Here is a 24,361-nt window from a genome sequence, read left to right as displayed (position 1 = left end):
TGTCCGAGGTCACGGAAAGTGACCGGTTGTGATCAGTAGGGAGTGCCGGGTGGGTCAGCCGGAGATGCAGCCCGAGGGACCGCGTCAGGACGGGCGGGGCGAGGGCGCGGCCGGACTGCGGCCGGGTGATCTGACCGGGCGGGCGTTCCCGCTCGGGGACTGGGGCGAGCCGGCCGAGCGGCTCGACGAGCTGTACCGGTGGGTGGAGCGCGGGGCGCTGGAGACCGCCGCGTGGTACCTGGCGGACCGGGTGTGGAAGCGGCGGGGCGCGCGGGCGCTGCGGTCCGGGGCGGCGGTGGGCGCGACGCTCGGGGCGGCGCTGCCGCTCCTCGATCTCACCGGGGTGGTCGGCGGGGTGGCGCCCTGGGGGTATCTGGCGCTGCTGACGGCGGTGGCCTGCATCGGCGTCGACCGGTTCTTCGGGGTGACGTCCGGCTGGATAAGGGACATGGCGACCGCGCAGGCCGTGCAGCGGCGGCTCCAGGTGCTCCAGTTCGACTGGGCCTCGGAGAGCGTCCGGGAGGTGCTGGGTCCCGCCGAGGGGACGGCGAGCGAGGCCGCGGAGCGGTGCCTGGCGGTGCTGCGGCGGTTCTCGGAGGACGTGACCGAACTGGTCCGCACCGAGACGGCCGACTGGATGGTGGAGTTCCGCACGGGGTCGGCTCCGCTGGGCATCCAGGCGACGGTGGCGGCCGGCTCGCGCGCGGACGCGGGACATCTGACCGGACGCTTCCCGCCGCCGCCGGGCAACACCAACGGGGCACGGCCGAACATGCCTAGGCAGCGGCCACCGGAGCCCAGGTGAGGGGGGCCGAGGTGAGGGGGGTGCGCGTTGTCGGGTGGCTGCGGGTGCGCTGTGGTTGCTCGCAGCCACATCCGGCCTGCGGACGACACACGGCGCTCACCCGCCCGACGGCGGTCCCGTCGTCCCCCGTACCTCCAGGAACGGCGTCACCAGATCCACCTCGGCCGCCCGCAACGGCTCCGCGATCCGCTCCAGGAGCCGTTGGGCCGCCCGCCGCCCCACCTCCTCGCTCCCGTTGTCCACGGTCGTCAGCCACAGGTGCCGCAGCCGGGACAGATACGTGTTGTCGTAGCCGACCAGGGACAGGTCCCGGGGAACGGTGAGCCCGGTCTCCTCGGCCGCCGAGAGCGCGCCGACGCAGGTCACGTCGTTGACCGCGAAGACCGCCGTCGGGCGGCGGGGACGGCTCAGCAGGCGGACCGTCGCCCGGTAGCCGCCCTCCTCCGTCAGGTCGCCCTGTTCCACCACCGCCGAACCGGCCAGCCCGTGCGCCCGCATCGTCGCCTCGAAGCTGCGCCGGCGCAGTTCGCCGACCGCGCCCTGCCCGGCGATGTGCGCGATGTCCCGGTGGCCGAGTGCGATGAGGTGCTCGGTGGCGAGACGGGCGCCCAGCTCGTCGTCGTTCGCGACGATGTCCACGGCGGGCAGGACGGGCTCCCTGGTGCCCGCCACGACCGTGGGGATCCGGCCGGCCGCCGTGCTCAGCATCCCGGGGTCCGGCAGCGTGCCGACCGCGATCAGGCCGTCCACGCGCAGCTCCGTGAACGTGTGGGTGAGGTCCGCGCCGAGGCGCCGGTTCAGGTGGCCGTCGGCCAGCAGCATCCGCAGCCCGCTGTCGGACAGCCGCCGGTTCAGGCCGTCGAGGAGCTCCACGAACCAGGGGTTGCGCAGGTCGTTCAGGAGGACGCCGACCGTGCGGGTGCGGCGCTCGCTGAGGCTGCGGGCGGCCGCGTTGGGCCGGTAGCCGAGTTCCTCGACGGCGGCCAGGACCGCCCGGCGCTTGTCCTCGCGGACCCCGTCCGCACCCCGCAGCACCAGGGAGACCAGCGACTTCGACACCCCGGCGCGCGCGGCGACGTCACGGATGGTCGGAGCGTTCATGCCCTGGACCGTTCCATACCCCCTCCGGCTTTGTAAAGACGGCCGAATGTCTTGACACCTGCACAAGCCGCCCCGCATCGTGAGCGGGCAGTCTCTGGAACGGTCCAAAGAAGGGCAGCCCATGGTGAGCACGCTCGGCGTCGCCGTCGTCGGATTCGGCTGGATGGGGCGGGTGCACACCCAGGCCTACCAGCGGATTCCGCACCACTTCCCGCAGCTGTCCGTACGGCCGGAGCTGGTGGCCGTCGCCGAGGAGGTGCCGGGGCGGGCCGAGGAGGCCGCCGCCCAGTTCGGGTTCGCGTCCACCGCCCGGGACTGGCGCGAGGTCGTCAAGGACCCCCGGGTCCAGGCCGTCAGCATCACCGCGCCGAACTTCCTGCACCGCGAGATCGGCGTGGCGATGGCCGAGGCCGGCAAGCACATCTGGATCGAGAAGCCGGTCGGGCTGACGGCCGAGGACGCCCGGGCCGTCGCGGACGCCGTGGCCGCGGCCGGTGTGCGGAGCACCGTCGGGTTCAACTACCGCAACGCGCCCGCCGTCGTCCACGCCCGCGAGCTGATCGCCTCCGGCGAGCTCGGCACGGTCACCCATGTCCGCGTCCGCCTCTTCAGCGACTACGCGGCCCACCCGGACGGCGCCCTGACCTGGCGCTACGAGCGTGCCCGCGGCGGGGGCGGGGTGCTGGGCGACCTCGCCTCGCACGGCGTCGACCTGGCCCGCTTCCTGCTCGGCGACATCGCCGCGCTCGCCGCCGACACCGCCGTCTTCATCCCGCAGCGCGCCCGCCCCACCGGCGCCACCGCCGGCCACACCCTGGCCACCGGCGGCGAGCTGGGCCCGGTCGAGAACGAGGACTACGTCAGCTGCCTGCTGCGCTTCGCCTCCGGCGCGCGCGGTGTGCTGGAGGCCTGCCGGGTCTCGGTCGGCGAGCAGAACAACTACGGCTTCGAGGTGCACGGCACCAGGGGCGCGGTCTTCTGGGACTACCGGCGGATGGGCGAGCTCGGTGTCAGCCGCGGCACCTCCTACCAGGACCAGCCCGTCAGCACCGTCTTCGTCGGCCCCGGCCACGGCGAGTACGGCGCCTTCCAGCCCGGCGCGGCCAACGCCATGGGCTACGACGACCTCAAGGTGATCGAGGCCCACGCCTTCCTCCGGTCGATCGCCGAGGGCACCGCGTACGGCGCGACCCTCGACGACGCCGTGCACAGCGCCACCGCCCTCGACGCGATGAGCCGCTCCGCCGCGCAGGGGACATGGGTGAGCCTCGGATGAGTGCCGTGCGGGTCGGGGTCGTCGGCGCCGGGAACATGGGCGCCGACCACGTGAACACGCTGCACCGCTGGGTCTCGGGCGCCGAGGTCGCGCATGTCGCCGACCTCGACGCGGGGCGGGCGGCGGAGGTGGCCGCCGGGGTGCCGGGCGCGCGGTCCGGCGCCGATCCGTACGCGCTCATCGCCGACCCCGCCGTCGACGCCGTCGTCATCGCCTCCCACGACAGCACGCACGCGGACCTCGCGATCGCCGCCGTCCGCGCGGGCAAGCCGGTGATGTGCGAGAAGCCGCTGGCGCCGACGACCGCGGAGTGCGTACGGGTCCTCCGGGAGGACCGCGCCGCGGACCTGGTCTCGCTCGGCTTCATGCGCCGCTTCGACCCGGGGTACGCCGACCTCAGGGCCGCCCTCGCCGCCGGTACGGCCGGGGTCCCCCTCCTCGTGCACTGTGTGAGCCGGGGGGTGACCTCCGCGCCCGGCGCCACCGACGAGTTCAGTGTCACCGGGTCGGCGATCCACGAGTTCGACACCGTGCCCTGGCTGCTGGACTCCCCGGTGGTGGAGGTGAGCTGGCACGCGGCCCGCCCCACCCCGGCGGCGACGACCCTCCGCGACCCCCAGCTGATGCTGCTGCGCACCGCCGACGGCGCGCTGACCACCGTCGAGACCTTCCTCAACGCCGGCTACGGCTACGACGTCCGCTGCGAGGTCGTCGGCGAGCACGGCACGCTGGCGCTGACCGACCCGGCCCGGCTGGTCTCCGACACCGCCCGGACCCGCGCCACCGGTTATCCGGCCGACTGGCGGCCCCGGTTCGCCGACGCCTACCGCCTGGAGCTGCAGGCCTGGACCGACGCCGTAGCCGAGGGCCGGCCGACGCCGCTGGCCACCGCCCACGACGGGCTGGTGGCCTCCGCGGTGGCCGAGGCGGTCATCGCGTCCATGCACGCAGACGGCCGCACGACCCCGGTCCGAGTCCCGGAGGTGGGCTGAGTGACGACATCCAGGACACCGTCGACATCCACGACATCCGCGGCCTCCATGCCATCCGCCCTGCCCGCGCCCCGCACCCCCGACCCCATGGCGGCGCCCGCCCTGCGCTGGGGCGTGCTCGGGACCGGGTGGATCGCGGAGCGGTTCGTCGGCTCGGTGCGGCGCCACACCCGCCAGCGGTTCACCGCCGTCGCCTCCCGGGACGCGGGCCGTGCCCGCGACTTCGCCGGGCGGCACGGCATCCCGGGTTCCTACGGCTCGTACGAGGAACTGGTCGCCGCGCCGGACGTCGACGTCGTCTACGTGGCGACCGAACACACCGCCCATCTCGCCTGCGCCCGGCTGGCGCTGGAGGCCGGCAAGCACACCCTCGTCGAGAAGCCGCTGGCCCTGGACGCGGCCCAGGCCGCCGAACTCGCCCAACTGGCCACCGCACGGGGCCTGTTCTGCGCCGAGGCGCTCTGGAGCTTCTTCCTGCCCCGGTTCGACGTGGTCCGGCAGATCCTCGACTCCGGTGCCCTCGGCGACATCCACACCGTGCTGGCCGACCACGGTGAGCACTTCGCCCCCGGCCACCGCATCCTGCGCGCCGACCTCGCCGGCGGCCCGCTCCTGGACCTCGGCACCTACCCCGTCTCCCTCGCCACCTGGGTGCTCGGCGAGCCGGCCGAGATCCTCGCCACCGGGCAGCCGCACCCGGCCGCCGGGGTCAACGGCCAGCTCTCCGCCGTCCTCCGCGACGGCGACGGCAACCAGGCCGTCGTCCACACCACCGTCCTCAGCGACACCCCGACCACCGCGACCCTCGCCGGCAGCCGCGCCACCCTCACCCTGCCGGGCCCCTTCTACCAGCCCGGCGACGTCGTCCTCACCCCCTCGGGCGGCGGTACGACCCTGACGTACACGGAGCCGCGCAGCGCGCACGACGGCCTGCACTTCGAGGCGGCGGAGGTGGCACGGTGCGTGGCGGAGGGCCTGCGGGAGTCCCCGCTCCGGCCGCTGGAGGCGTCGGTCGGCACGCTCCGCACGATGGACAAAATCCGCCGGGCGTGCGGTATCGAGTTCCCCCCGTAGGGGATCAGCCGCAGAGTCTGTTCCCCACGGAGGTGACGCAGGGCACGTGCCCGTGACTGCGGATCACGTCCTGGCCGCTCCCCCTCTCGACGTACGCCAGGAAGCTGGACGCCAGGGTGTCGGCGGCGGGCTGGCCGTAGGTGTACGCGTACTCGACCTCGCGGTAGGGGTACGCGCTGACACCGCGCTCGATCGCCTCCACGGACGGGGCCTCGTGGTCCAGGGAGAGAACGTGCAGGCCCTTCGCCCCGGCCGCCACGTTCAGCTCGGCGTAGCCGACGGCGCCCTTCAGCTGGGCCACCTCCGACAGCACCTGGTCGGTGGAGTCCAGCTCGCAGCGGATCACCTTGGCCGTCGGGTCGTCCTTGTGCACGCAGTCGACGGAGGAGTTGGCGATCTCGCCGCGCTTCAGCACCCGGCGCTGGAAGACCTGCCGGGTACCGGAGTTGGCGTCCCGGCTGACCAGCAGCACCGGCAGGTCCGGGCCGCCCAGCTGCTTCCAGTCGGTGATCTCGCCCCGGTACAGCCGTCGTACGTCGGCGGTGGAGAGGTCCGTCAGCTTCACGTCGTCGTTCACGACGAGCGCGAAGACCACCAACGCGACCCGGTTCTCGTGGAGTTCGGGCATGTCGGTGGGCTTGGGGCCGTCGGACATGGCCAGCGCCGACGGGGAGCCCGCCTTCTTCCAGGCCGCCCCGGCGTTCTGCAGGTCCCTGATCCCGGCCGTGGAGCCGTGCGCGTCGACGGTGATCGAGGAACCCTCGCACTGCTTCTCGTACTTCTTCGCCGCGTCCGCCATCACCGGGGCGAAGGCGGTCGAGCCGATGACCCGCAGCGAACCCTTGGCACAGCCGATCGGCGGCGGGTTGTCGTCGCGGGCCACGACGATCGTGGCGAGGGTGAGGACACTGACCGTCAGCATGATGGTGATCAGCCGGGAGGCCCGGCTGAACAGCGGGGTGGCGTCGTCCGGGGTGGCGCTGCGGTTGGGGTGCACCTCGCCGTCGTGCAGGCCGCCGATGAGTCTGATCTCCCGGCCCACGTCGCCGCCGGACAGCAGCACGAGCAGTTTGAAGTGCTCGCCGTGGTTGAGCGGGACGCGCGGGATGCGCAGGGTGTTGCCCGCGTAGCCGAAGCCGCGCTCCGGGGTGAAGTGCGGCATGAGGTGGTCGCTGTCGGTCGGCTGGGTGACCGAGACGCCCCGGATGATGCGGTCGGTGAACACCGCGGTGAGACCGTGCAGTTCGGGGCTGGTGTAGTCGTCGCGGCCGATGCCCTGGGAGCCGTCGTTCTCGATCCGGATCAGGACGAGGGTGGCGTCGGCCATGTCCGGGGCCTCGTCGAACAGGCCCAGACGTCTGCCGAAGCGTCCCGAACGGATGTCGTCGCCGATCGGGTTGTCCATCTGCACGCGGTAGCCGATGCGTTTGCGGCGCGGGACCCGGCGCTCGTACCAGAAGATGCCCGCCGACGCGACGATGCCGAGCACCGCGGTGCCGACGGCCACGATGTTCTCCGTGCTCAGCCACTCCATGTGGGCGCCCCCGCCACTCCCCGGAGTCGAATGGTGGGGCCACCGTAAGGGCCGGGGAAGTGACGCGAAGGGACATATCGGTCGCGCGAACCGTTGTTCGCCGAACGTTCAACTACCCGGCCCGGCCCGGGAGTTCACTCCTTGCTGTACGTCAGGCTCTCGCCGCCGTCCTTCTTCACCCGCTTCAGCCTGCCGTCCGCGAGCAGGCTCACCTCGGTGGCCTCGCCGGCGGAGCAGGAGGAGCGGGGTTCGCCGGTCGTGACCTTGGACGGCCCTATCTCCAACGGCCCGCCGGAGCCGGGCTTCTCGGCGAGCTTCGCGGTGAACTCGCAGTGGTAGCCGGGCCCGTCGGCGACGAGCGAGAGCACCGTGTCGCCCACCGCGCCCTGCCGGATGGTCAGTTCGCGGGTGTTGTGGCCGGTGGAGTTGTCTATCGCGGTGGCCCAGGTACCGAGGAAGGCGGCGGGGACGGTGCCGGTGCCCTTCGGGGAGGCCGACGGGGAGGACGACCGGGTCGGCGTCGATTCCGCGGAGGACGTCGGGTCGGTGACCGACCGGGAAGGGGCGGGCTTGTCGGCGGCCTTCGCGTCACCGCCGTTGTTCATGAGCGCGTACACGGTGCCGCCGGCCGCCAGCATCACGATCAGGGCGACGGCGACGAGGAGAGCGGTGGAGCGGGGGGTGCGGCCCGATCCGCCGGCGGGGGTGGGGTCGTACGGGGGCGGGGGCGGCGGGGTGTAGATCCGGGTGGAGTGCGGGGGGACGGTCGGGTCGGTGTAGGGGTTGTACTCCTGCTGGGGCTGCGGATGCTGGTGGGGCTGGTTCGGGTAGCCGTAGGCCGGGTGGGCGGGGGCGTGTTCGGGGGACGGGGGCTTGAGGGTCGGGTGCGGGTGGTTCGTGGCTGGTCGCGCCCCCGCAGCGGCAGCCGCAGATCCAGCACTGCCCCGCGCCCCTGGGTCGGCTGCCCCTGGCGCCCATGGATCGGTCGCCTTGGCTCCGTGAAAGGTCGGATCCTCCACCTCAAGGAGTTCGACCGCGTGGCGGCCCAGTTGGGCCACCAGCGCCCCCGGCAGCCAGGGATCCTTCGACCGGCCCTCCCACACGGTTTCTCCCGCTCCCGTGCGGGCCAGGATGGCGTCGAGGGACGGGCGGGTGGCGGGGTCCTTGCGAAGGCAGTCGCGGACCACGTCGGCGATGCCCTCGGGGAGGCCGGAGAGGTCGGGGTCCTCCTGGACGATGCGGAACATCTGGGCGTGTTCACCGGCCTCGGTGGTGCCGAAGGGGAGCCGGCCGGTGGCCGCGTAGGCGAGCACGGAGCCGAGGCAGAAGACGTCGCAGGCCGGGGTGATCCGGTCGCCGCGCACCTGCTCGGGGGCCATGAAGCCCGGCGAGCCGACGAGCGAGCCGGTGCGGGTGAGCCCCTCGCCGGGCAGGGTCTCCAGCGCCCGGGCGATCCCGAAGTCGATGACCCGGGGGCCCTCTATCGTCAGCATCACGTTGGACGGCTTGAGGTCGCGGTGGACGATGCCGGCCGCGTGGATGTTGGAGAGCGCGTGCGCCAGCCCGGCGGCGAGGATGTGCACCGACCGCTCGGGCAGCGGGCCGTGATCATGCTCGACGACGCGCTGGAGGCTCGGTCCGGCGACATAGCCGGTGGCCACCCAGGGCACGGCGGCCTCGGTGTCGGCGTCGAGGACGGGCGCGGTCCAGAACCCGCCGACCCGCTGGGCGTTGCGGACCTCCTGCCGGAAGCGTTCCCGGAACTCCTCGTGCGCGGCGATCTCCGCCCGCACCAGCTTCACGGCGACCGTACGACCGCGCTCCGACCGGGCGAGATACACCCGCCCCATCCCACCCGCACCCAGCCGCGCGAGCAGCCGGTACCCCCCGATGTGCTGCGGATCCCCCGGCCCCAGCTTCTCCATGGCAGATCCGCCCCTCACTCACACTTGTGATCGAGCCGAGAATAATGCGGCGGTTCCGCGAGCCGGGCGACGCGGTGTCTACGGTTGCGTAACAGGTGTCCGGCAGCAGGAGGCGGGCGCTCCGGCGTATCCACGGGCTGTGGACAACCTGTCGTGGAATCCCCCCGACCACGGAACATGTCGCCGATATCGCGCGGGTGCCGGACGCTCCTACGCTCCCCGCCATGACCCCTCAGCCCCACCCCCAGGCCGGAGCCGTCGTCAAGGCGGACGATCGTGCGCATGTGTTTCATTCGTGGTCCGCGCAGGACCTGATCGACCCGCCGGCGGTGGCCGGTGCCGAAGGGTCGTATTTCTGGGACTACGACGGCAGGCGGTACCTGGACTTCACCAGTGGGCTCGTGTTCACGAACATCGGGTACCAGCATCCGAAGGTGGTCGCCGCGATCCAGGAGCAGGCGGGGCGGATGACGACGTTCGCGCCCGCGTTCGCGGTGGAGGCGCGGTCGCAGGCGGCGCGGCTGATCGCGGAGCGGACGCCCGGTGATCTGGACAAGATCTTCTTCACCAACGGGGGCGCGGACGCCGTCGAGCATGCGGTGCGGATGGCGCGGCTGCACACGGGGCGGGCGAAGGTGCTGTCGGCGTACCGGTCGTACCACGGCGGTACCCAGCAGGCGATCAACCTCACCGGCGACCCCCGCCGCTGGGCCTCCGACAGTGCCGCCGCCGGTGTGGTGCACTTCTGGGCACCCTTCCTCTACCGCTCCCGCTTCTACGCGGAGACGGAGGAGCAGGAGGCGGCGCGGGCGCTGGAGCACCTGGAGACCACGATCGCGTTCGAGGGGCCGGCGACGGTCGCGGCGATCGTGCTGGAGAGCATCCCCGGGACCGCCGGGATCATGGTGCCGCCGGCCGGATACCTGGCCGGCGTGCGGGAGATCTGCGACAAGTACGGGATCGTCTTCGTCCTCGACGAGGTCATGGCCGGGTTCGGGCGGACCGGCGAGTGGTTCGCGGCCGACCTGTTCGGGGTCGTACCCGACCTGATGACCTTCGCCAAGGGCGTGAACAGCGGGTATGTGCCGCTCGGCGGGGTCGCCATCAGCCAGGAGATCGCCGCGACCTTCGGCAGGCGGCCCTACCCGGGCGGGCTGACCTACTCCGGGCATCCGCTGGCCTGCGCCGCCGCCGTCGCGACGATCAACGTGATGGAGGAGGAAGGGGTCGTCGAGAACGCCCGGCGACTGGGCGCGGACGTCGTCGGACCCGCGCTCGCGGCGCTCGCCGAGCGGCACCCCAGCGTCGGCGAGGTGCGCGGCACCGGCATGTTCTGGGCGCTCGACCTGGTGAGGAACCGGGAGACCCGGGAGCCGCTGGTGCCGTACAACGCGGCCGGCGAGGCCAACGCGCCGATGGCCGCGTTCGGCGCCGCCGCGAAGCAGCACGGTCTGTGGCCGTTCGTGAACATGAACCGCACGCATGTCGTGCCGCCGTGCAACGTCAGCGAGGCGGAGCTCAAGGAGGGGTTCGCGGCGCTGGACGCGGCACTGAGCGTGGCCGACGAGTACACGGTGTAGGGCCGGGGCGCTCAGCCGCCGCACAGCGGACCCACGGCCGGCTCTTGACGGGTACGGAACGTACGGAAGGAGTACACCCGGAACCCGAACGCGTAAGGTGGCGTGCTCGTAGATGTACATGTAAGCGAGCACGTCACCCGTACGCGTGAGGAGAGGCACCCGACGATGCCCGGCAACGGCGCTGTGACCCGCAGTACCCTGCGCCAGCAGATCGCGGACGCGCTCCGTGACGAGGTGCTCGCCGGGCGGCTGCAGCCGGGCCGGGAGTTCACGGTCAAGGAGATCGCCGAGCAGTACGGGGTCTCCGCCACCCCGGTCCGCGAGGCCCTGGTCGACCTGTCCGCGCAGGGCATCCTCGACGCCGACCAGCACCGCGGCTTCCGCGTCCCGGAGTACACGCTCAGCGACTACCGGGGCATGATCGAGGCCCGCAGCCTGGTCACCGACGGCATGTTCCAGGCCCTCGCCGACGGCCTGCACCCCGCCTTCAAGGACCCCGAGGAGCCGCGGGCCGCGGCCGCCCTGGCGGGGGTCCGCCGGCGCGGCGAGGAGGCGCAGCGCGCCGCGACCGCCGGCGACCTCACCATCCTCATCGGCTACGACCTCCGCTTCTGGCGCGAGCTGTCGGCCCTGTTCGGCAACCCCTACCTCGCCGACTTCCTGCACCGGCTGCGCGTGCAGTCCTGGGTGTGCGCGGTGCAGCATCTGCGCCGGCTGCCCGATCTACGCGGGTATCTGTGGTCCCGGCACACCGAGTTGGTCGACGCGCTGTCCCGCCGGGACACCGAGGCCGCCCGGGGGATCGTCGCCGCGTACAACACGCACTCCCTCGCCCTGATCGAGCGACTGGCGGAGAAGAACGGATGACCGCGCCCACCGGGTCCACGGAAAACAGGGAGAACGGGGAGAACGGGGAGAACAGGGAGCCCGTCGATCTCTCCGTCGTCATCCCGGCGTACAACGAGGAGAAGCGGCTCGGGCCCACGCTCGACGCCGTCACCCGCTATCTCACGGACAACGAGAGCCGGTTCGGGTCGTGGGAGGTCATCGTCTCCGACGACGGCTCGACCGACGGGACGCGCGAGGTGGCCGCCTTAGGGCACCCGCGCGTCCGGCTGGTCGCCGCCGACCGCAACCGGGGCAAGGGCAACGCCCTGCGGCTCGGGGTCGCCGCGACCGGCGGCAGCCGCGTGCTGGTCACCGACGCCGATCTCGCGGCGCCCATAGAGGAACTGGAGCGGCTCGACAAGGCGCTCAGCGAGGGCAACGCGGCGGCGATCGGTTCGCGCGCGGTGCCGGGCTCGGAGATAGCCCACCACCAGCACCGGCTGCGCGAGTTGCTGGGCCGCGCCGGGAACCTGCTGATACGCGCGACCGCCGTGCCCGGGCTGCGGGACACCCAGTGCGGTTTCAAGCTCTTCGACGGCGAGAAGGCCCGCGAGGCCTTCGCCGACTCCCGGCTGGACGGCTGGGGCATCGATGTCGAGGTCCTCCAGCACCTGCATCGAGGCGGCCTCCCGATCGCCGAGGTCCCGGTCCGCTGGAGCCACCAGCCCGGCTCGAAGGTCGGCCCGCTGGCCTATCCGAGGGTCCTCGCCGACCTGGCCCTGCTCCGGCTGCTCCGGCTGCGCCCGGCCGACCTCCTGGTCGCCGTCCTCTTCCTGGCCCTCTCCGTCGCCCTCTACTCGGGCCGCTTCTTCGACCCCGGCCACCGCTATCTCGTCGACTCCCTCCAGGACCAGAACCAGTGGGAGTGGTTCTTCGCGGTGACCGCGGACAACCTCGCGCACTTCCGCAACCCGCTCTTCTCCGACCTCCAGGGCTTCCCCGACGGCGTCAACCTGATGGCCAACACGGTCATGCTGGGCGTCTCCGTCCCCTTCGCGCCGCTGACGCTCCTGGCGGGTCCCGCGGTCTCGCTGAGCGTCTGCATGGCGCTGGGGCTCGCCGCGACCGCCGTCGCCTGGTACTGGCTGATCGTGAAGCGGGTGGTACGGCACCGGGGCGCGGCCTTCGTCGGCGCGGCCCTCGCGGCCTTCGCGCCGCCGATGGTCAGCCACGCCAACGCGCACCCCAACTTCGTGATCCTGTTCATGATCCCGCTGATCATCGACCGCGCCCTGCGCCTCGCGACCGGCGAGCGGGTCCGGCGGGACGGGATCGTGCTCGGGGTGATGGCGGCGTACCAGGTGTTCCTCGGCGAGGAGCCGTTCCTGCTGGCCGCGCTGGGGATGGTGCTGTTCGCCGTCGCCTACGCGGCCGTACGACCGCAGGTGGCGAAGGAGGCCTGGCGTCCGCTCGGCAAGGGACTGCTGCTGGCCGGCGCGGTCTGCCTCCCGCTCGTCGCCTTCCCCCTCTACTGGCAGTTCAGCGGCCCGCAGAGCTACCACGGCGTCCTGCACGGCGACAACGCCGGAAACAGCCCGCTCTCCCTGCTCGCCTTCTCCGAACGCTCGATGCTCTTCGGGGACGCGGGCCGCGCCAACGAACTCTCCCTCAACCCCACCGAGCAGAACGCCTTCTACGGCTGGCCGCTGGTCCTGCTGGCCTTCGCGATCGTCGTACGACTGTGGCAGCGGCCGCTGGTCAAGGCGCTGGCGTTCACCTCGGTGGCCGCCGCGGTGCTGTCGATGGGCCCGGAGATCCGCATCCCGCTGACGGACACGGTGTACCCCGGGCCCTGGGCGGCCGTCCGCAAGTTCCCGCTCTTCGAGTCGGTGATCGAGGGCCGGGTGGCGATGATCTGCGCGCCCGCGCTGGGCCTGCTGCTCGCGCTCGCCCTGGAGAAGGTGCTGGCCGTCCGTCGTATCGGCACCCTGTACTTCGGTCTGCTCGCCGTCGCGCTCGCGCTGCTGCCGATCCTGCCCGCCCCGCTGAAGTCCGCGCCCCGGGCGCCGGTCCCGGAGTTCATCAGCAGCGGGATGTGGAAGTCGTACGTGGGCAGGGGCGAGTCCCTCGTCCCGGTCCCGCTCCCCGACCCCGGCGCCGCCGAGGCCCTGCACTGGCAGACAGCGGCCGGTCTCGGCTTCAAGCTCCCCGGCGGATACTTCAACGGCCCCTACGGCGAGGATCGCGCCGGGATCTACGGTGCCGTCCCGCGCTTCACCTCCGACATGCTGCGGGACGTCCGCTACTCCGGGAAGATCCCGGTGATCGGCAAGAACTGGCGGGCCCAGGCGAAGAAGGACTTCGCCTACTGGAAGGCAGGCGTCCTGGTGGTCGCCCCGCAACCCAACGACGACAAACTCCGGCAGGCCGTCGAGGCACTGACCGGAAAACCCGGTAAGTGGACCGGTGGGGTCTGGGTATGGGACCTGCACGAGGGGAGCTGACCGGCTCCGCACCGATTACTCTTCCCTGACCACCTAGCCGCACCGACCGTGAACGCGCTGATACGAGGAGCCCTCTTTGGCCTGTGACCTCTGGCTGGTACCGCTGGTCGACGTGTTGTGCCACACCCCCGACAATCCGTTCGCCGAGGAACTCGCGCAATACAACAAGGTGCTCGCCGAGGCCGGGCTGCCGCCGGTGCCGGTGTACCAGTACATGCCGGGCCTGTCCGGCGAGGTCGCCCCCGTGGCCGGCTTCGACTACGACGCGCTCCACTTCCTCCGCCGCGCCTACCTGCTCCAGGTCTGCGGCCTGCCCGTCTCCCCCGTGGACGACCTCGGCGGCGACTACGAGCAGCTCCTGGAGATGTTCGAGTCGACGGCCCAGCAGTCGCACCTGGTCTGGCACTACGACCACGCGGGCGCCTACGTCCCCGTCGACTTCCCGCACCCGCTCTCCAGCGACGAACTCCTCGCCAGCGGTGGCCCCCTGGGCTCCTCCCACGCCCTGCTGCGCGAGCTGGAGTACGTCGCCCCCTCCATCGGCATCGACCCGGCCAACCCCCCGGCCCCGCCGCAGCCCCCCGCCGCCCCCACCGACCTCGAGGAACCGGCCGTCCCGGCCCCCTACGACCCGAGCCCCTTCGCCCGCGAACGCCACGTCTGGCTGGGCCTGCACGCGGCCGCGACGCGGAGCCTGGCACAGGGGTCGATGATCGTCTTCAGCTGACGGGCGGGGTCAGTTCTGCTCGACGACGCGGATGGTGCGGATGCCCGTGCCCCGGTACCGCATCGGGGTCCTGGTCAGCACGGGCCGGCCGCGCGGCCACTCGACGGTCGGCAGGGCGAGGTGCAGCACATGGGCGCCGCTCCAGTCGGCCTCGTCCTTGCCGGACTCGTCCGACTCGCCCTTCGCGGCCCGCAGTCGCTTGCCCACCGCGGTGGCCGCCGCGAAGTCCAGCCCTTCGATGTTGACGGAGGGCAAGGCGCCGACGTGCTCGGCGACACCTGCCCGCTCCCGCTCGGCGGCGGCAAGGCTCACCGCCGGGATGTAGACGCGCAGCGCGGGGTCCTTCTCGGCCTCGACGACGAGCCGGGAGGCCATGCTGTTCCCGGCACCGAGCGCCAGGGCCGCCGTGTCGTCGAAGATCACGGCACGCGGCAGCGGATACCGCTGCTCCTCCCCCGTCACTGGACCTCCCCGATCCGTCCGGACTCGATGTCGGCCCACAGCTTTTCGCCGGCCTTCTCGTCCTCCTCCGTGTAGGGCCTGCCGAGGAAGTGCTCCTCGACGTACGCCCTGGTCTCCTCGTACCGCTTGCGCAGCTCTTCCTTGGTGGGCGTGGCCCCGGCCAGCTCCGCCACGAAGTCCCGCATGCTCATGCCGCGTTCCCGGGCGAGCTCCTGAAGGCGGTCGCGGACGGCGGGGTCGACCTTGATCGTGGTGTCAGCCATGAGCACAGTATACTCGCGGTATACCACCTCAGGGCGTACGAGTGTGACAGTCATCGACGTTCCTTTCTCTGGTTTCTAGGCCGCCACCTGGTGAACTTTTTGCAATTCACCCGAAGGCGCCTGGAATTCGTACGGCCTCTCGAACACCTCGCAGACCGTCGAGTACTGCCGAGTCACCGGATCCCGCCGGACCACCCGCCGCAGATACCGGCGTTCCTCCAGCTCACGCAGGGAGGCGACGACCGACATGCACCCTTCCCGGCGCCGCTCGGCGATGACCCGTTCCGTGACCCAGCAGCCGTTCGGAAGACACAAGAGGTACGCCAGTACGCCTACCGCACCCCAGGACAGACGTCGGTCCCGGGAAAGGGAGTTGGCGAGGGCTGCGAAGGCGCGCAGGGGCGCCGTACGATGAACGCGCACTGGAGGTCTTGCTCCTCGTGTCGAGCCCCCGGATGTTGGCGCATCGCGGGGGCAATCTGTTGATCGCGACTTTAGGGCCACGCAAAGCGCCACGCGCAAGCCGGAATCCCTTTTTCCTGTCCGCTTGTTGACGCTTTTCACTCCGGCGAGTGAAGCGCGGTCCGCAGCAGCCGCGTGTGTACGAAACGGTCGGGACAGGTCGGCCGGTAGCGCCACGACAGCGGCCAGGTCATGTCGTCCAGCGCGGGGATCGGGATGTACGACACCCGGGCCGGGACGGCGGTCAGCCTGGTCACCTCCGCAGGCCAGGGCAGGTGGTCCGTGCTCCCGGCCGGGACGAGGAAGTACACGCACCGCCGCCCGCTGGCGACCTCGATCACCGGTCCCGGGTCACCCCCGGTCATCTCCGCGAGCCGGTCGGCGAGCCGCCGCCCCCATTCCCCGTCGTCCACACGAACGGCATCGAACTGGACGCCCGCTTTGCGGAGTTGAACACCGGCGGCCGGGAGCCAGCCGAGGTTTGAAGGGTCATTTCGCGTGTTCATGGAATCAGTGTCGGCACCTGCGGCTACGGTCGCCATAACTCGGAGTCAAGAGCCACAAACTCTGGGAATTCGGGGCCCGGTGGTTGTGACCGGTTGAGTTCGGTTGAGTTCGGGGGTGACCGCAATGGCACGGACTGAGAACAAGGCGGAGGCGGGCGGTACGGCACAGATGGTGGCCGCCCTGGCGAAGGCACTGCGTGAGCAACAGGAGCTGACTCAGGAGGAGTTGGGGAGGCGGACCGGCTACACGGCGTCCGCGATCAGCGCGATGGAGACATGCGCGCAGCCCGCCAGCGACAAGATGCTGGTGGCGCTGGAGGAGGCCATCGGCAACGGGATGGGGGTCTTCGAGAAGGCCCGCAAGTGGATGCTGCTGGAGAAGTACCCCGCCCGGTTCCGGGGCTTCTCGGAGCTGGAGGCCGGGGCGGTGACGATCTCGTCGTACGAGACGCACGTGGTCGACGGCCTGTTCCAGACCGAGGACTACGCACGGGCGCTGATCGGCGGCGGATTTCCCCCGGTCTCCGAGCAGAAGCGGGAGGAGCTGGTCGAGGCACGGCTGGCCCGTCGGGCGCTGTTCAAGCGGGAACCGGCGCCGATGATCGAGCTGATCCTGGAAGAGAGCGTGCTGCGGCGGCCGTTCGGCTCCTGGGAGGTACTGCGCGGACAACTGCTCTCGCTCGTCGAGGACGCGGGGCGGGACAATGTGTGTCTGCAAGTGCTGCCGATGGAGCGGGGGTTGCGGGGCTCGTACGCCGGTGCTCGCGGCCCCATGAAGATGGTGGTGACCGCGGACCACGAGCACGTCGTCTACATGGAGATCGAGGACCAGGGCATCCTGGTCAGCGAGCCGGAGGAAGTGTCCCAACTCGCCCACCGCTATGCGAAGATCCGCGCACAGGCCCTGAGTACCGACGACTCGGTGAGCCTCATCGAACGGTTGGCAGGAGAGAAGCGATGACCGGCACCGGCACCCTTCGGTGGTTCAAGTCCAGCTACAGCGACGACGGGGGCGGCAACTGCGTCGAGACCGCCTACACCTGGCGCAAGTCCTCCTACAGCGACAGCGGCGGCGGCGACTGCCTCGAAATATCCCCCTGCCCCCAAGCCATCCACATCCGCGACTCCAAGACAGGCCCCGGCGGCCCCCACCTCACCGTCTCCCCCACCTCCTGGGCCGCCTTCCTGGGAGCGGCGCGCTAACCGAAGACGGTGAACAGGGCGAGCGCCGGGCCGGCCGCGTAGGCGAGCACGCCCAGGGCCAGGGCGGTCCACGGCCGCCGGTCCCGCACCGTCCCGAGCACGACCGTGATCACCGCGGCGGCCAGCGCGGCCGTCGGTCCGGACATCGCCACGAGCATCCACCCGCCGGAGTCGTCGCAGAACCACGCTGTTCCGGCCGAGGTGCCGCAGCTGTCACCGGCGAAGGCCATGCCGAAAAACAGCAGCCCGTTGACGGCGACGGCGACCGCGAGCAGCAGTCCGGCCACGACGGCGAAGACCACCGGGCGCGGCGGCGGGAACCCGGGACCGTACGACGGCGGGTACGGGGGCGGCGGCGGAACGTTCATGTCGCTAATATCGGCGCCGCCCGCTCGTCCCCGCCCGAGTACGGCTGCTCGACCGGGGTGAGCAGGGCTCCGCCCCGGCGGCAACTGGGGATCCGGTCAGGGGAGATGAGTACGGGGGCTCAGGCGCGGCCGGCGGCCGGACGGCATGGTGGAGGTCACACGGCGAGCAACGCCTGCGCCGATCCGCCGTCCGAGAGGAACCACGCCATGACCGTGCTCGCCGCCCTCGTCCTTCTCCTCCTCGCCGTCATCGGCGGCTGCGTGTGCGTCTTCTGGGCCGCGCGGGGCGGCCCCCGCTGGGTGCGGGGGGTGGCGACGGTGACGCTGCTGGCCGGTGCGGTCGCCCCCGGGCTGCTGAAGAGCGGGAAGCGCTCGGGCCAGGACACCACCATCCTGGGCGACGGCGGCTCCTGACCCCGAGCGGGGTGTGGCGCCCTGGGCGAGCTGTTTCGAGTACCTCCGTTGGTTATAGAATGTGCGCATGACCGCTGAAGATGCCGCAAACTCCGCCGATTCCGCCGATTCCGCGTTCGCGGTGCTGGGCGTGCTGGGTGATCCCGTGCGCCGTCGGCTCTATCGGCATGTCGCCGCCGACCCCGGCGAGGTGGGGCGGGACGCGGCCGCGGAGGCGGCCGGGGTCTCGCGGTCGCTGGCCGCCTTCCACCTGGACAAGCTCGTGGAGGCGGGGCTGCTGGCCGTGTCCTTCCGGCGGCTGTCCGGGCGTACCGGTCCGGGGGCGGGGCGGCCCGCGAAGGTGTACCGGCGGGCCGAGGGCGAGCACACCGTGTCCGTCCCGCCCCGGTCCTACGACGCGGCGGGCAGGCTGCTCGCCGAGGTGGTGGAGAGCGCCGGCCTGGACCGGGAACTGCAGGCCGCGGCGAGGGCCGCGGGGGCGGCGGATCCGGGCGCGGGCGCCGACGACCTGGTCGAGGTGTTGCGCGACCGCGGCTACCAGCCCTTCTGGGAGGGCGGGACGCTGCGGCTGCGCAACTGCCCCTTCCACATGCTCGCCGAGGAGTTCCCCGCCCTGGTCTGCGGGATGAACCTGGCGCTGATCGAGGGCCTGGCGTCCGGGCAGTGGGCCCCGGCGATGGATCCGTGTCCCGGCGGGTGCTGTGTGGCACTCTCTAAAAGCAAGAGTCATTGACTATAGAGATGGGCCGGGCCATGCTGGGCCCATGACTGGCTTTCATCTCGCACAGGTCAACGTCGGGCGCCTGATCGCCCCACTGGACGCCCCCGAGTCGGCCGACTTCGTCGCGCTGCAGCCCGAGATCAACACGCTCGCCGACCGCAGCCCCGGGTTCGTGTGGCGCATGGTCGACGACGGGGGCGAGGACGCGACCGGCGTCCGCCCCGACGAGGAAGACGACCTGCTCCTGATCAACTGCTCGGTCTGGGAGTCGGTCGAGGCCCTGCGGAACTTCACCTACCGCTCCGACCATCTGCGCGTACTGAGCCGCCGCCGCGAGTGGTTCCGGCGCAAGACCGAGCTGCACCAGGCCCTGTGGTGGATCCCGGCCGGCCATCTCCCGAGCCTGGAGGAGGCGTTGGAGCGGGTCGCGATGGTGCGCGCACACGGCCCCGGACCGCTCGCGTTCACCTTCCGTGAGATCCACCCGCCGCAGGACGCCGGATCCCCCACCCCCTGGGCCGCCTCCCTCGGTCACGCCGGCGCGTGAGTCACCAGGGCACCTCCCCGTCGTCGTCGAAGAAGCGGCCGGTCGGGCCGTCGTCGGGCAGGGTGGCGAGGCGGATCGCGGTCGCCGCGCCCTGTTCGGGGGTGCGGTGGCCTCGGAAGCCGTTGAGGTCGGTCGCGCAGTAGCCGGGGCAGGCGAGGTTGATCAGGATGTTCGTGTCCTGGAGTTCCCTGGCGTACTGGACGGTGACGCCGTTGAGGAAGGTCTTGGACGGTGAGTAGGCGACGGCGATCGGGCCCACTTCGGCGCCGGGCGTGCTCTGGCGGGTGAGGGAGCCGACGCTGCTGGAGACGTTGACGATCCGGGGGGACGCGGCGCGGCGCAGCAGCGGCAGCATCGCGTTGGTGACGCGGATGACGCCGATGACGTTGGTCTCGACGGCGGCCCGTACCGTGTCGAGGTCGGCGGTGGTCGGCGTCTGTGCCGCGCTGCCGGTGATCCCGGCGTTGTTGACGAGGGCGTCGAGGCGTCCCGCGTGGTCCTCGATCAGCCGGGCCGCGGCCGTCACGCTCGCGTCGTCGGTGACGTCGAGGGGGACGCCGAACGCGTCGGCGCCGCCCGCCCGCAGTTTCGCCACGGCGGCCTCGCGGCGCTCCGCGTCCCGGGCCCCGATGCCGACGCTCCAGCCGAGCGCGCCGAGGCCGGCCGCGATCTCGTATCCGATGCCCTTGTTCGCGCCGGTGACCAGCGCGGTCTTCTGTTCGCTCATGTCACCGATCCTGTCCGGGGCCGGGCCGCAGGGGCCAACACCGATCGGGTGGGAATCGATACCGCACGGGTATCGATCCCGGTCAGGTCGGTAGCATGGGAGGCGTGGAGACGCGGGAACTGCGGTACTTCGTGGCCGTCGCCGAGGAGCTGCACTTCGGGAAGGCGGCTGAGCGGCTCGGGATGGCGCAGCCGCCGCTGTCGCGGGCGATCAGACTGCTGGAGCGGCGGCTGGGGGCGACGCTGCTGGAACGCACCAGCCGGGCGGTCGTCCTGACGGAGGCCGGTTCGGTGCTGCTGCGGGAGGCGCGGGCGGCGCTGGACGCGGTGGCCGCCGCCGAGCAGCGCACCCGGCGGGCGGCGCTCGCGGCGAGCGGCCAGGCGGGCGTGGTGCTCGCCACGAAGGCGGGCGCGTCCAGCGAGCTGCTGGCGAAGCTGCTCGACGCCTATGCCGCCGAACCCGACTCGGTCGCCGTCGATCTGCTGCTGTGCGGGATCGGCGAGCAGGAACGCATGCTGCGCGACGGCCGGGCCGACGTGGCGCTGCTGCATCTGCCGTTCGACAGCACGGCCGGCTTCGACACCGAGGAACTCCTGGCGGAGAGGCAGGTGTTGGTGCTGCCGGCCGGGCATCCGCTCACCGCCGGCGGGCCGGTGCGGACGGCCGAGGCCGCCGAACTGGCCGGTCTCCCCCTGGCGCGCTGGCGGCGCCGGGACGGCACGTACCCGGACGGGCCCGGTCCCGAGGTCCGGGATCAGGCCCAGCTGTACCAGCTGATCGCGCTGGGCCGCGCCTGCTGTGTGGTGCCGGAGTCCGCCCGGACCCAGCTGCGCGAGGATGTCACCACCGTGCCGGTGCTGGACGCGCCGGCGGTCACGACCGTCATCGCGTGGCCGCCGCACAGCCGCTCCCGCGCGGTCGCCGGGCTGGTCCAGGCCGCCACGCGGCTCTGCCCGTCCTGAACATCCCACACCGGACGGAGAACGGACGCGACACCCTTGGCGTCCTTGTGGACCGGACGCTGGACGCCTACGCCCGTTTTCTGCGCCGATTCGGTCGACGCATTGGCGACGGCGAATCTGCAGCCGACCAGCACAATAGCGGTGGCAGCCCCGGCCACACCCCGCCAAGTACGTCGGTTGCATACCTGGCGAGTTCTGTCTCTGCTCACGAGCACTCCTTATTACGGCATGGTGGAGGCACGGCATGGAAATGACGCATCTGCCATACGGGAGGCACCCGTTGGCCTGCTGTGACGCCCGGGACAGTACCAACAAAATTGCGGTTTCGGATTACATCTGAAATTCTTCAGGATTCACAGTTTTCAGGTTTCACAGATCGCGCTTAATTCGCTGGGTGAATTGATGGGTTCCACTTGTCGCGCAACAAAAAATGGCGGCCCCACACGAGGTGGGACCGCCACGAAACGGCAGCAAGCGACCGTCAGAACACCGGCGTACCGTCCTGCGTCAGCTTCCAGTTGACGGCCGCGAAGGCCGCCGGGTCGATCGTGCCCTTCGCCGTGGCGTAGGCGATCATCAGGTCGCGGACCTGGTTGGTGGAGCTGTAGGCGGTCTCGGCCGCGGCGATGTGCGGGTAGCCGCTGCCGCCGTTGGCGCGGTAGTTGTTGACGGCGACGACGAAGACCTGGTCGTCGGCGACCGCGGTGCCGTTGTAGCTGAGGTTCTTGATGCGCGAGCCCTCGGCGGCCGCGATGTCGATCTCGTAGTCGACGCCGGCCGCCATGTCGTACATGTAGTCCCAGAAGCTGTTGGCGTTGGTGAGGGTGGCGGTGTCCACCGCCGTGCCGGACGGGACCTGGTGGTAGTACTTGGCCGCGTACTCCAGGTAGTCCTTGAGCTGGGCGCCGGTGAGCTTCTTGCCGTAGAGGGTGTTCTCGTAGACGTAGAGGCCCGCGACGTCGCGGATCGTCACGTCACCGGCCGGGATGGTGGCGGTGCGGCTGAAGCACGCGGCCACCGAGATCAGCGGGAGCGCGGCGTCCGCCGCCGACAGGCCCGCCTTCACCGCGTCCATCTGGACCTGCTGGATGAAGTCGATGGCGGGGACGTCCTTCCAGCAGGCCTCCGCCGTCGACATCGCCTGGGTGCTGGTGCCGATCGCGGTGTTGACGTACGTGACGACCGCCTGGTGGTCGGCGGTGAGGAGTTCGGTGATCCGCGGGTCCTCGTCGACCGTGTTGCTGTTCAGGGTGGTGGCGGTCTTGCCGGTGACCTTCCAGCAGCCGTGCTCCAGCTCCAGCTCGAAGTCGAAGACGGAGAGGCGGTAGCCGTAGCAGTACGGCTCGGACAGCAGGACGTCCTCGCCGGTCTCCTCGTTCTTCACGGTGTAGGTGGGGACGTCGACGTGGGTGTGGCCGACGAGGATCGCGTCGATGCCGGGGACCTGCTCGGCGACCAGGTTGGAGGCGTTCTCGACGTACGGGAGTTCGTCGCCCCACGACGTCGAGCCGTCCAGACCGGAGTGGTCGGTGAGGAAGACGACGTCACAGCCGAGGGCGCGCAGGCGGGGCACGTACTTCTTCGCCTGCTCGACCAGGCCCGGGAAGACCAGCTTGCCGGAGACGTTGTCCTTGTCCCACAGGGCGATGCCCGGGTTGGTGAGGCCGAGGATGCCGACCTTGATGTCCGGGGCGCCGGGCACCTTGATCCGCTTGACGGTGTAGGGCGGGAACGCGGGCTTCAGCGTCTTCGCGTCCAGGGCGTTGGCGCCGAGCAGCGGGAAGTGACACTGCTTCTCGAAGGTGCGCAGCAGTTCCACGCCGTAGTTGAACTCGTGGTTGCCGAGGGCGGCGGCGTCGTAGCGCATCTCGTTCATGGCGATCGCCATGGGGTGCTTGACGCCCTTGGTGATGGGGTCGACGTTCGCGTAGTAGGCCGCGAGGGACGTGCCCTGGATGATGTCGCCGGCGTCGACGAGCAGGACCCGGTCCTCGCCCTTCTCCTTGCGGATGTTCTTCACCAGGGTGGCGATCCGGGCGACGCCGTACGTGTTGCCCTTGGAGTCCTTGGGCGCGGCGTTGGTGTAGTAGTCCCAGTTGAAGACGTGGCTGTGCAGGTCGGTGGTGCCCAGGACGGAGAACGACCAGGTACGCGGCTTGCAGTCGGGCTTCCTGGTGGCGGCCTCGGCGGGAGCCGCGGCCACGGTACCTGCGGCGGCGACAGCCGCGCCTGTGACGGCGGACTTCTTCACGAACTCGCGTCTGTTCATGGGACTGACGGGCATACGAGGCTCCTGGGAGGCTGACATGACGCGTGTAGACATGGGTACCGTGCGGGACTACTCGCGTAGATCGTGGTCGCCTCCCGGCCTCGACGGAAACCAGGAAATAGCCATGTCCAAGTCAAGGATGGGCATGGTCGATGCCTGTTCACCAATTCGTGATCAGCCCGTCGAGGTCAGCTCCTCGTGCACGGCTTCCAGACGACGGCAGAGCGGCTGAAGCAGACTCGGCTCCACGGCCCGTGCCTCCTGGAGGTCCGACAGGTCGTTCAGCGCCTCCCGGATGCGCGGTGCGTCGGGGCCGTCCGCAAGGAAACGCTCCAACTCCCACGCCACCTCCTGCGTGTCGCCCATCGCGCAGCGGACCACGAGGAGATTCCCCCGAGGGTACGTCGTCCTGAGCCCGTCGTCGGTCGCGTCGCGGGAAAGGATCTCCACGGCCCGTGACCACCGCGCGTCCTCTCCCGGCCTGCCCAGAAGCCGCAGAGCGACCGCGCATCCGAAGTGGTACCAGGCTTCGTTCGGATGGAGTTCGAGGGCACGGGAGTAGCCGATGAGGGCCTCGTCGTAACGACGCAGCGTGAGACACGTCATCGCGCGTCCCGCGATGGCCCAGGTGTAGGTGTCGTCCAGCTCGATGGCACGGTCGAAGTCGGCCAGAGCTTCACTGCGGCGCCCCCGGCGGTGGTGATGCCTTCCACGGCAGGTGAGAGTCCAGGGATCCCTCGGGATGAGTTCGACTGCGCGGTCGAAGTCGGCGAGTGCTTCAGCGTAGTGCTGCAGTCCGTCGTGGACCTGCCCACGGCTGACGACGGCCCATGGCATTTCGGGGGCTAGTACCAGTGCGCGGTCGAAGTCCGCGACAGCCTCGTCGAGATGCCCGAGAGCCTGGTGGGTCTGGCCACGACTGGCGAGGGACCACGCGTCGCTGTCGTCGAGGTCGATCGAGCGGTCGAAGTCGGCCAGAGCTTCGGTGTGGCGGCCCGTGAGGCGATGGGTTTCGGCACGCTCGGCAAAGGCCCAGGCATAGGTGCCATCCAACTCGATGGCACGATCGAAGTCCGGCAGGGCCTCCTCATAACGCCCCATGAGTCGGTAC

25 protein-coding genes are annotated in these 24,361 nt (G+C 71.1%); 14 read left to right on the top strand and 11 right to left on the bottom strand.

The annotated features are described in order from the left end of the window. Positions 1 to 49: 49 nt before the first annotated feature. A complete protein-coding gene (locus tag ACFZDK_RS13280) occupies positions 50 to 805 on the top strand; it encodes an SLATT domain-containing protein (RefSeq protein WP_390972117.1) in 756 nt (251 codons plus the stop codon). 96 nt (positions 806 to 901) lie between these two features. Here ACFZDK_RS13280 and ACFZDK_RS13275 read toward each other — a convergent pair whose 3' ends face one another. Continuing rightward, entirely contained in the window at positions 902 to 1,906 is a 1,005-nt protein-coding gene (locus tag ACFZDK_RS13275) for a substrate-binding domain-containing protein (RefSeq protein WP_390972116.1), read from the bottom strand. Positions 1,907 to 2,027: 121 nt separating this feature from the next. Between ACFZDK_RS13275 and ACFZDK_RS13270 the strand changes: the two genes are divergently transcribed. From ACFZDK_RS13270 to ACFZDK_RS13260, 3 genes are read left to right on the top strand one after another with little or no spacing between them, the layout of a single operon-like run. Beyond that, on the top strand, positions 2,028 to 3,182 hold the full coding sequence (locus tag ACFZDK_RS13270) for a Gfo/Idh/MocA family oxidoreductase (protein WP_390972115.1): 1,155 nt from the start codon (positions 2,028 to 2,030) through the stop codon (positions 3,180 to 3,182). Next, the gene (locus tag ACFZDK_RS13265; protein ID WP_390972114.1) at positions 3,179 to 4,174 is read left to right on the top strand and encodes a Gfo/Idh/MocA family oxidoreductase; all 996 of its coding nucleotides are present in this window, start codon (positions 3,179 to 3,181) and stop codon (positions 4,172 to 4,174) included. The genes ACFZDK_RS13270 and ACFZDK_RS13265 overlap by 4 nt, the downstream gene beginning before the upstream one ends. A 48-nt stretch (positions 4,175 to 4,222) precedes the next feature. After that, positions 4,223 to 5,248, top strand: coding sequence for a Gfo/Idh/MocA family oxidoreductase (locus ACFZDK_RS13260; protein ID WP_390972113.1), 1,026 nt, complete (start codon positions 4,223 to 4,225; stop codon positions 5,246 to 5,248). A 4-nt stretch (positions 5,249 to 5,252) separates the two neighbouring features. On the opposite strand, the gene ACFZDK_RS13255 is transcribed toward ACFZDK_RS13260, so the two are convergent. Both ACFZDK_RS13255 and ACFZDK_RS13250 read right to left on the bottom strand, forming a co-directional pair. Beyond that, on the bottom strand, positions 5,253 to 6,782 hold the full coding sequence (locus tag ACFZDK_RS13255) for a substrate-binding domain-containing protein (protein ID WP_390972112.1): 1,530 nt from the start codon (positions 6,780 to 6,782) through the stop codon (positions 5,253 to 5,255). A gap of 134 nt (positions 6,783 to 6,916) precedes the next feature. After that, complete coding sequence (locus ACFZDK_RS13250) at positions 6,917 to 8,707, bottom strand: protein kinase (RefSeq protein WP_390972111.1); 1,791 nt, start codon at positions 8,705 to 8,707, stop codon at positions 6,917 to 6,919. Between the two features lie 224 nt (positions 8,708 to 8,931). Here ACFZDK_RS13250 and ACFZDK_RS13245 point away from each other — a divergent pair, with 224 nt between their 5' ends. The 4 genes from ACFZDK_RS13245 to ACFZDK_RS13230 all read left to right on the top strand — a co-directional run bounded on the left by ACFZDK_RS13245 (position 8,932) and on the right by ACFZDK_RS13230 (position 14,346). Continuing rightward, positions 8,932 to 10,287 (top strand): aminotransferase class III-fold pyridoxal phosphate-dependent enzyme, encoded by a 1,356-nt coding sequence (locus ACFZDK_RS13245; RefSeq protein ID WP_390972110.1) that lies wholly within the window; start codon positions 8,932 to 8,934, stop codon positions 10,285 to 10,287. Positions 10,288 to 10,452: 165 nt separating this feature from the next. Then, entirely contained in the window at positions 10,453 to 11,154 is a 702-nt protein-coding gene (locus ACFZDK_RS13240) for a GntR family transcriptional regulator (protein WP_390972109.1), read from the top strand. Next, positions 11,151 to 13,619: a glycosyltransferase gene (locus ACFZDK_RS13235; protein WP_390972108.1), complete on the top strand. Its 2,469-nt coding sequence runs from the start codon at positions 11,151 to 11,153 to the stop codon at positions 13,617 to 13,619. The genes ACFZDK_RS13240 and ACFZDK_RS13235 overlap by 4 nt, the downstream gene beginning before the upstream one ends. 76 nt (positions 13,620 to 13,695) lie before the next feature. Beyond that, a complete protein-coding gene (locus tag ACFZDK_RS13230) occupies positions 13,696 to 14,346 on the top strand; it encodes a hypothetical protein (protein ID WP_390972107.1) in 651 nt (216 codons plus the stop codon). 9 nt (positions 14,347 to 14,355) lie between these two features. Here the strand turns inward: ACFZDK_RS13230 and ACFZDK_RS13225 are convergent, their stop codons facing one another. The 4 genes from ACFZDK_RS13225 to ACFZDK_RS13210 form a co-directional block, all read right to left on the bottom strand. After that, positions 14,356 to 14,808: a hypothetical protein gene (locus tag ACFZDK_RS13225; RefSeq protein ID WP_390972106.1), complete on the bottom strand. Its 453-nt coding sequence runs from the start codon at positions 14,806 to 14,808 to the stop codon at positions 14,356 to 14,358. Continuing rightward, positions 14,805 to 15,071 carry a hypothetical protein gene (locus ACFZDK_RS13220; RefSeq protein ID WP_351956492.1) on the bottom strand — a complete coding sequence of 89 codons (267 nt, stop codon included), beginning with the start codon at positions 15,069 to 15,071 and terminating at the stop codon, positions 14,805 to 14,807. Before ACFZDK_RS13220 ends, ACFZDK_RS13225 begins: the two co-directional genes overlap by 4 nt. A gap of 75 nt (positions 15,072 to 15,146) precedes the next feature. After that, positions 15,147 to 15,320: a hypothetical protein gene (locus ACFZDK_RS13215; RefSeq protein WP_390972105.1), complete on the bottom strand. Its 174-nt coding sequence runs from the start codon at positions 15,318 to 15,320 to the stop codon at positions 15,147 to 15,149. Positions 15,321 to 15,631: 311 nt separating this feature from the next. Then, positions 15,632 to 16,039, bottom strand: coding sequence for a hypothetical protein (locus ACFZDK_RS13210; RefSeq protein WP_390972104.1), 408 nt, complete (start codon positions 16,037 to 16,039; stop codon positions 15,632 to 15,634). 115 nt (positions 16,040 to 16,154) lie between these two features. On the opposite strand from ACFZDK_RS13210, the gene ACFZDK_RS13205 reads away from it, so the two are divergent. Both ACFZDK_RS13205 and ACFZDK_RS13200 read left to right on the top strand, forming a co-directional pair. Beyond that, positions 16,155 to 17,000 (top strand): Scr1 family TA system antitoxin-like transcriptional regulator, encoded by an 846-nt coding sequence (locus ACFZDK_RS13205; RefSeq protein WP_390972103.1) that lies wholly within the window; start codon positions 16,155 to 16,157, stop codon positions 16,998 to 17,000. Then, entirely contained in the window at positions 16,997 to 17,242 is a 246-nt protein-coding gene (locus ACFZDK_RS13200) for a DUF397 domain-containing protein (RefSeq protein WP_390972102.1), read from the top strand. The genes ACFZDK_RS13205 and ACFZDK_RS13200 overlap by 4 nt, the downstream gene beginning before the upstream one ends. On the opposite strand, the gene ACFZDK_RS13195 is transcribed toward ACFZDK_RS13200, so the two are convergent. Next, positions 17,239 to 17,610, bottom strand: a complete 372-nt coding sequence (locus ACFZDK_RS13195) for a hypothetical protein (RefSeq protein ID WP_390972101.1) — start codon at positions 17,608 to 17,610, stop codon at positions 17,239 to 17,241. The genes ACFZDK_RS13200 and ACFZDK_RS13195 overlap by 4 nt on opposite strands. Before the next feature lie 207 nt (positions 17,611 to 17,817). On the opposite strand from ACFZDK_RS13195, the gene ACFZDK_RS13190 reads away from it, so the two are divergent. From ACFZDK_RS13190 to ACFZDK_RS13180, 3 genes are all read left to right on the top strand, one after another. Continuing rightward, positions 17,818 to 18,024 (top strand): hypothetical protein, encoded by a 207-nt coding sequence (locus ACFZDK_RS13190; protein ID WP_390972100.1) that lies wholly within the window; start codon positions 17,818 to 17,820, stop codon positions 18,022 to 18,024. Positions 18,025 to 18,091: 67 nt separating this feature from the next. After that, the gene (locus ACFZDK_RS13185; RefSeq protein ID WP_390972099.1) at positions 18,092 to 18,757 is read left to right on the top strand and encodes a helix-turn-helix domain-containing protein; all 666 of its coding nucleotides are present in this window, start codon (positions 18,092 to 18,094) and stop codon (positions 18,755 to 18,757) included. A 31-nt stretch (positions 18,758 to 18,788) separates the two neighbouring features. Further along, on the top strand, positions 18,789 to 19,292 hold the full coding sequence (locus ACFZDK_RS13180) for a DUF3291 domain-containing protein (RefSeq protein ID WP_390972098.1): 504 nt from the start codon (positions 18,789 to 18,791) through the stop codon (positions 19,290 to 19,292). A gap of 1 nt (position 19,293) precedes the next feature. Here ACFZDK_RS13180 and ACFZDK_RS13175 read toward each other — a convergent pair whose 3' ends face one another. Further along, positions 19,294 to 20,019, bottom strand: coding sequence for an SDR family NAD(P)-dependent oxidoreductase (locus ACFZDK_RS13175; RefSeq protein ID WP_390972097.1), 726 nt, complete (start codon positions 20,017 to 20,019; stop codon positions 19,294 to 19,296). A gap of 104 nt (positions 20,020 to 20,123) precedes the next feature. On the opposite strand from ACFZDK_RS13175, the gene ACFZDK_RS13170 reads away from it, so the two are divergent. After that, on the top strand, positions 20,124 to 20,981 hold the full coding sequence (locus tag ACFZDK_RS13170) for a LysR family transcriptional regulator (RefSeq protein ID WP_390972096.1): 858 nt from the start codon (positions 20,124 to 20,126) through the stop codon (positions 20,979 to 20,981). 481 nt (positions 20,982 to 21,462) lie between these two features. On the opposite strand, the gene ACFZDK_RS13165 is transcribed toward ACFZDK_RS13170, so the two are convergent. Both ACFZDK_RS13165 and ACFZDK_RS13160 read right to left on the bottom strand, forming a co-directional pair. Next, positions 21,463 to 23,265: a 5'-nucleotidase C-terminal domain-containing protein gene (locus ACFZDK_RS13165; protein ID WP_390972095.1), complete on the bottom strand. Its 1,803-nt coding sequence runs from the start codon at positions 23,263 to 23,265 to the stop codon at positions 21,463 to 21,465. 159 nt (positions 23,266 to 23,424) lie between these two features. Beyond that, the coding region (locus ACFZDK_RS13160) for a tetratricopeptide repeat protein (RefSeq protein ID WP_390972094.1) at positions 23,425 to 24,361 on the bottom strand (937 nt) is incomplete at its 5' end.

This window comes from Streptomyces sp. NPDC007901 (assembly GCF_042959465.1).
In the GTDB taxonomy this organism is placed as follows: domain Bacteria; phylum Actinomycetota; class Actinomycetes; order Streptomycetales; family Streptomycetaceae; genus Streptomyces.
Note: the sequence above shows the minus strand (reverse complement) of the source record. Positions and strands in the feature narration are given on the sequence as shown.

Excerpts from the sequence above, each read along its gene's own strand:
- ACFZDK_RS13275 (WP_390972116.1), bottom strand. The coding sequence starts at position 1,906 with ATGAACGCTCCGACCATCCGTGACGTCGCCGCGCGCGCCGGGGTGTCG.
- ACFZDK_RS13270 (WP_390972115.1), top strand. The coding sequence starts at position 2,028 with ATGGTGAGCACGCTCGGCGTCGCCGTCGTCGGATTCGGCTGGATGGGG.
- ACFZDK_RS13265 (WP_390972114.1), top strand. The coding sequence starts at position 3,179 with ATGAGTGCCGTGCGGGTCGGGGTCGTCGGCGCCGGGAACATGGGCGCC.
- ACFZDK_RS13260 (WP_390972113.1), top strand. The coding sequence starts at position 4,223 with ATGCCATCCGCCCTGCCCGCGCCCCGCACCCCCGACCCCATGGCGGCG.
- ACFZDK_RS13255 (WP_390972112.1), bottom strand. The coding sequence starts at position 6,782 with ATGGAGTGGCTGAGCACGGAGAACATCGTGGCCGTCGGCACCGCGGTG.
- ACFZDK_RS13250 (WP_390972111.1), bottom strand. The coding sequence starts at position 8,707 with ATGGAGAAGCTGGGGCCGGGGGATCCGCAGCACATCGGGGGGTACCGG.
- ACFZDK_RS13245 (WP_390972110.1), top strand. The coding sequence starts at position 8,932 with ATGACCCCTCAGCCCCACCCCCAGGCCGGAGCCGTCGTCAAGGCGGAC.
- ACFZDK_RS13240 (WP_390972109.1), top strand. The coding sequence starts at position 10,453 with ATGCCCGGCAACGGCGCTGTGACCCGCAGTACCCTGCGCCAGCAGATC.
- ACFZDK_RS13235 (WP_390972108.1), top strand. The coding sequence starts at position 11,151 with ATGACCGCGCCCACCGGGTCCACGGAAAACAGGGAGAACGGGGAGAAC.
- ACFZDK_RS13220 (WP_351956492.1), bottom strand. The coding sequence starts at position 15,071 with ATGGCTGACACCACGATCAAGGTCGACCCCGCCGTCCGCGACCGCCTT.
- ACFZDK_RS13215 (WP_390972105.1), bottom strand. The coding sequence starts at position 15,320 with ATGTCGGTCGTCGCCTCCCTGCGTGAGCTGGAGGAACGCCGGTATCTG.
- ACFZDK_RS13210 (WP_390972104.1), bottom strand. The coding sequence starts at position 16,039 with ATGAACACGCGAAATGACCCTTCAAACCTCGGCTGGCTCCCGGCCGCC.
- ACFZDK_RS13200 (WP_390972102.1), top strand. The coding sequence starts at position 16,997 with ATGACCGGCACCGGCACCCTTCGGTGGTTCAAGTCCAGCTACAGCGAC.
- ACFZDK_RS13195 (WP_390972101.1), bottom strand. The coding sequence starts at position 17,610 with ATGAACGTTCCGCCGCCGCCCCCGTACCCGCCGTCGTACGGTCCCGGG.
- ACFZDK_RS13190 (WP_390972100.1), top strand. The coding sequence starts at position 17,818 with ATGACCGTGCTCGCCGCCCTCGTCCTTCTCCTCCTCGCCGTCATCGGC.
- ACFZDK_RS13185 (WP_390972099.1), top strand. The coding sequence starts at position 18,092 with ATGACCGCTGAAGATGCCGCAAACTCCGCCGATTCCGCCGATTCCGCG.
- ACFZDK_RS13180 (WP_390972098.1), top strand. The coding sequence starts at position 18,789 with ATGACTGGCTTTCATCTCGCACAGGTCAACGTCGGGCGCCTGATCGCC.
- ACFZDK_RS13175 (WP_390972097.1), bottom strand. The coding sequence starts at position 20,019 with ATGAGCGAACAGAAGACCGCGCTGGTCACCGGCGCGAACAAGGGCATC.
- ACFZDK_RS13165 (WP_390972095.1), bottom strand. The coding sequence starts at position 23,265 with ATGCCCGTCAGTCCCATGAACAGACGCGAGTTCGTGAAGAAGTCCGCC.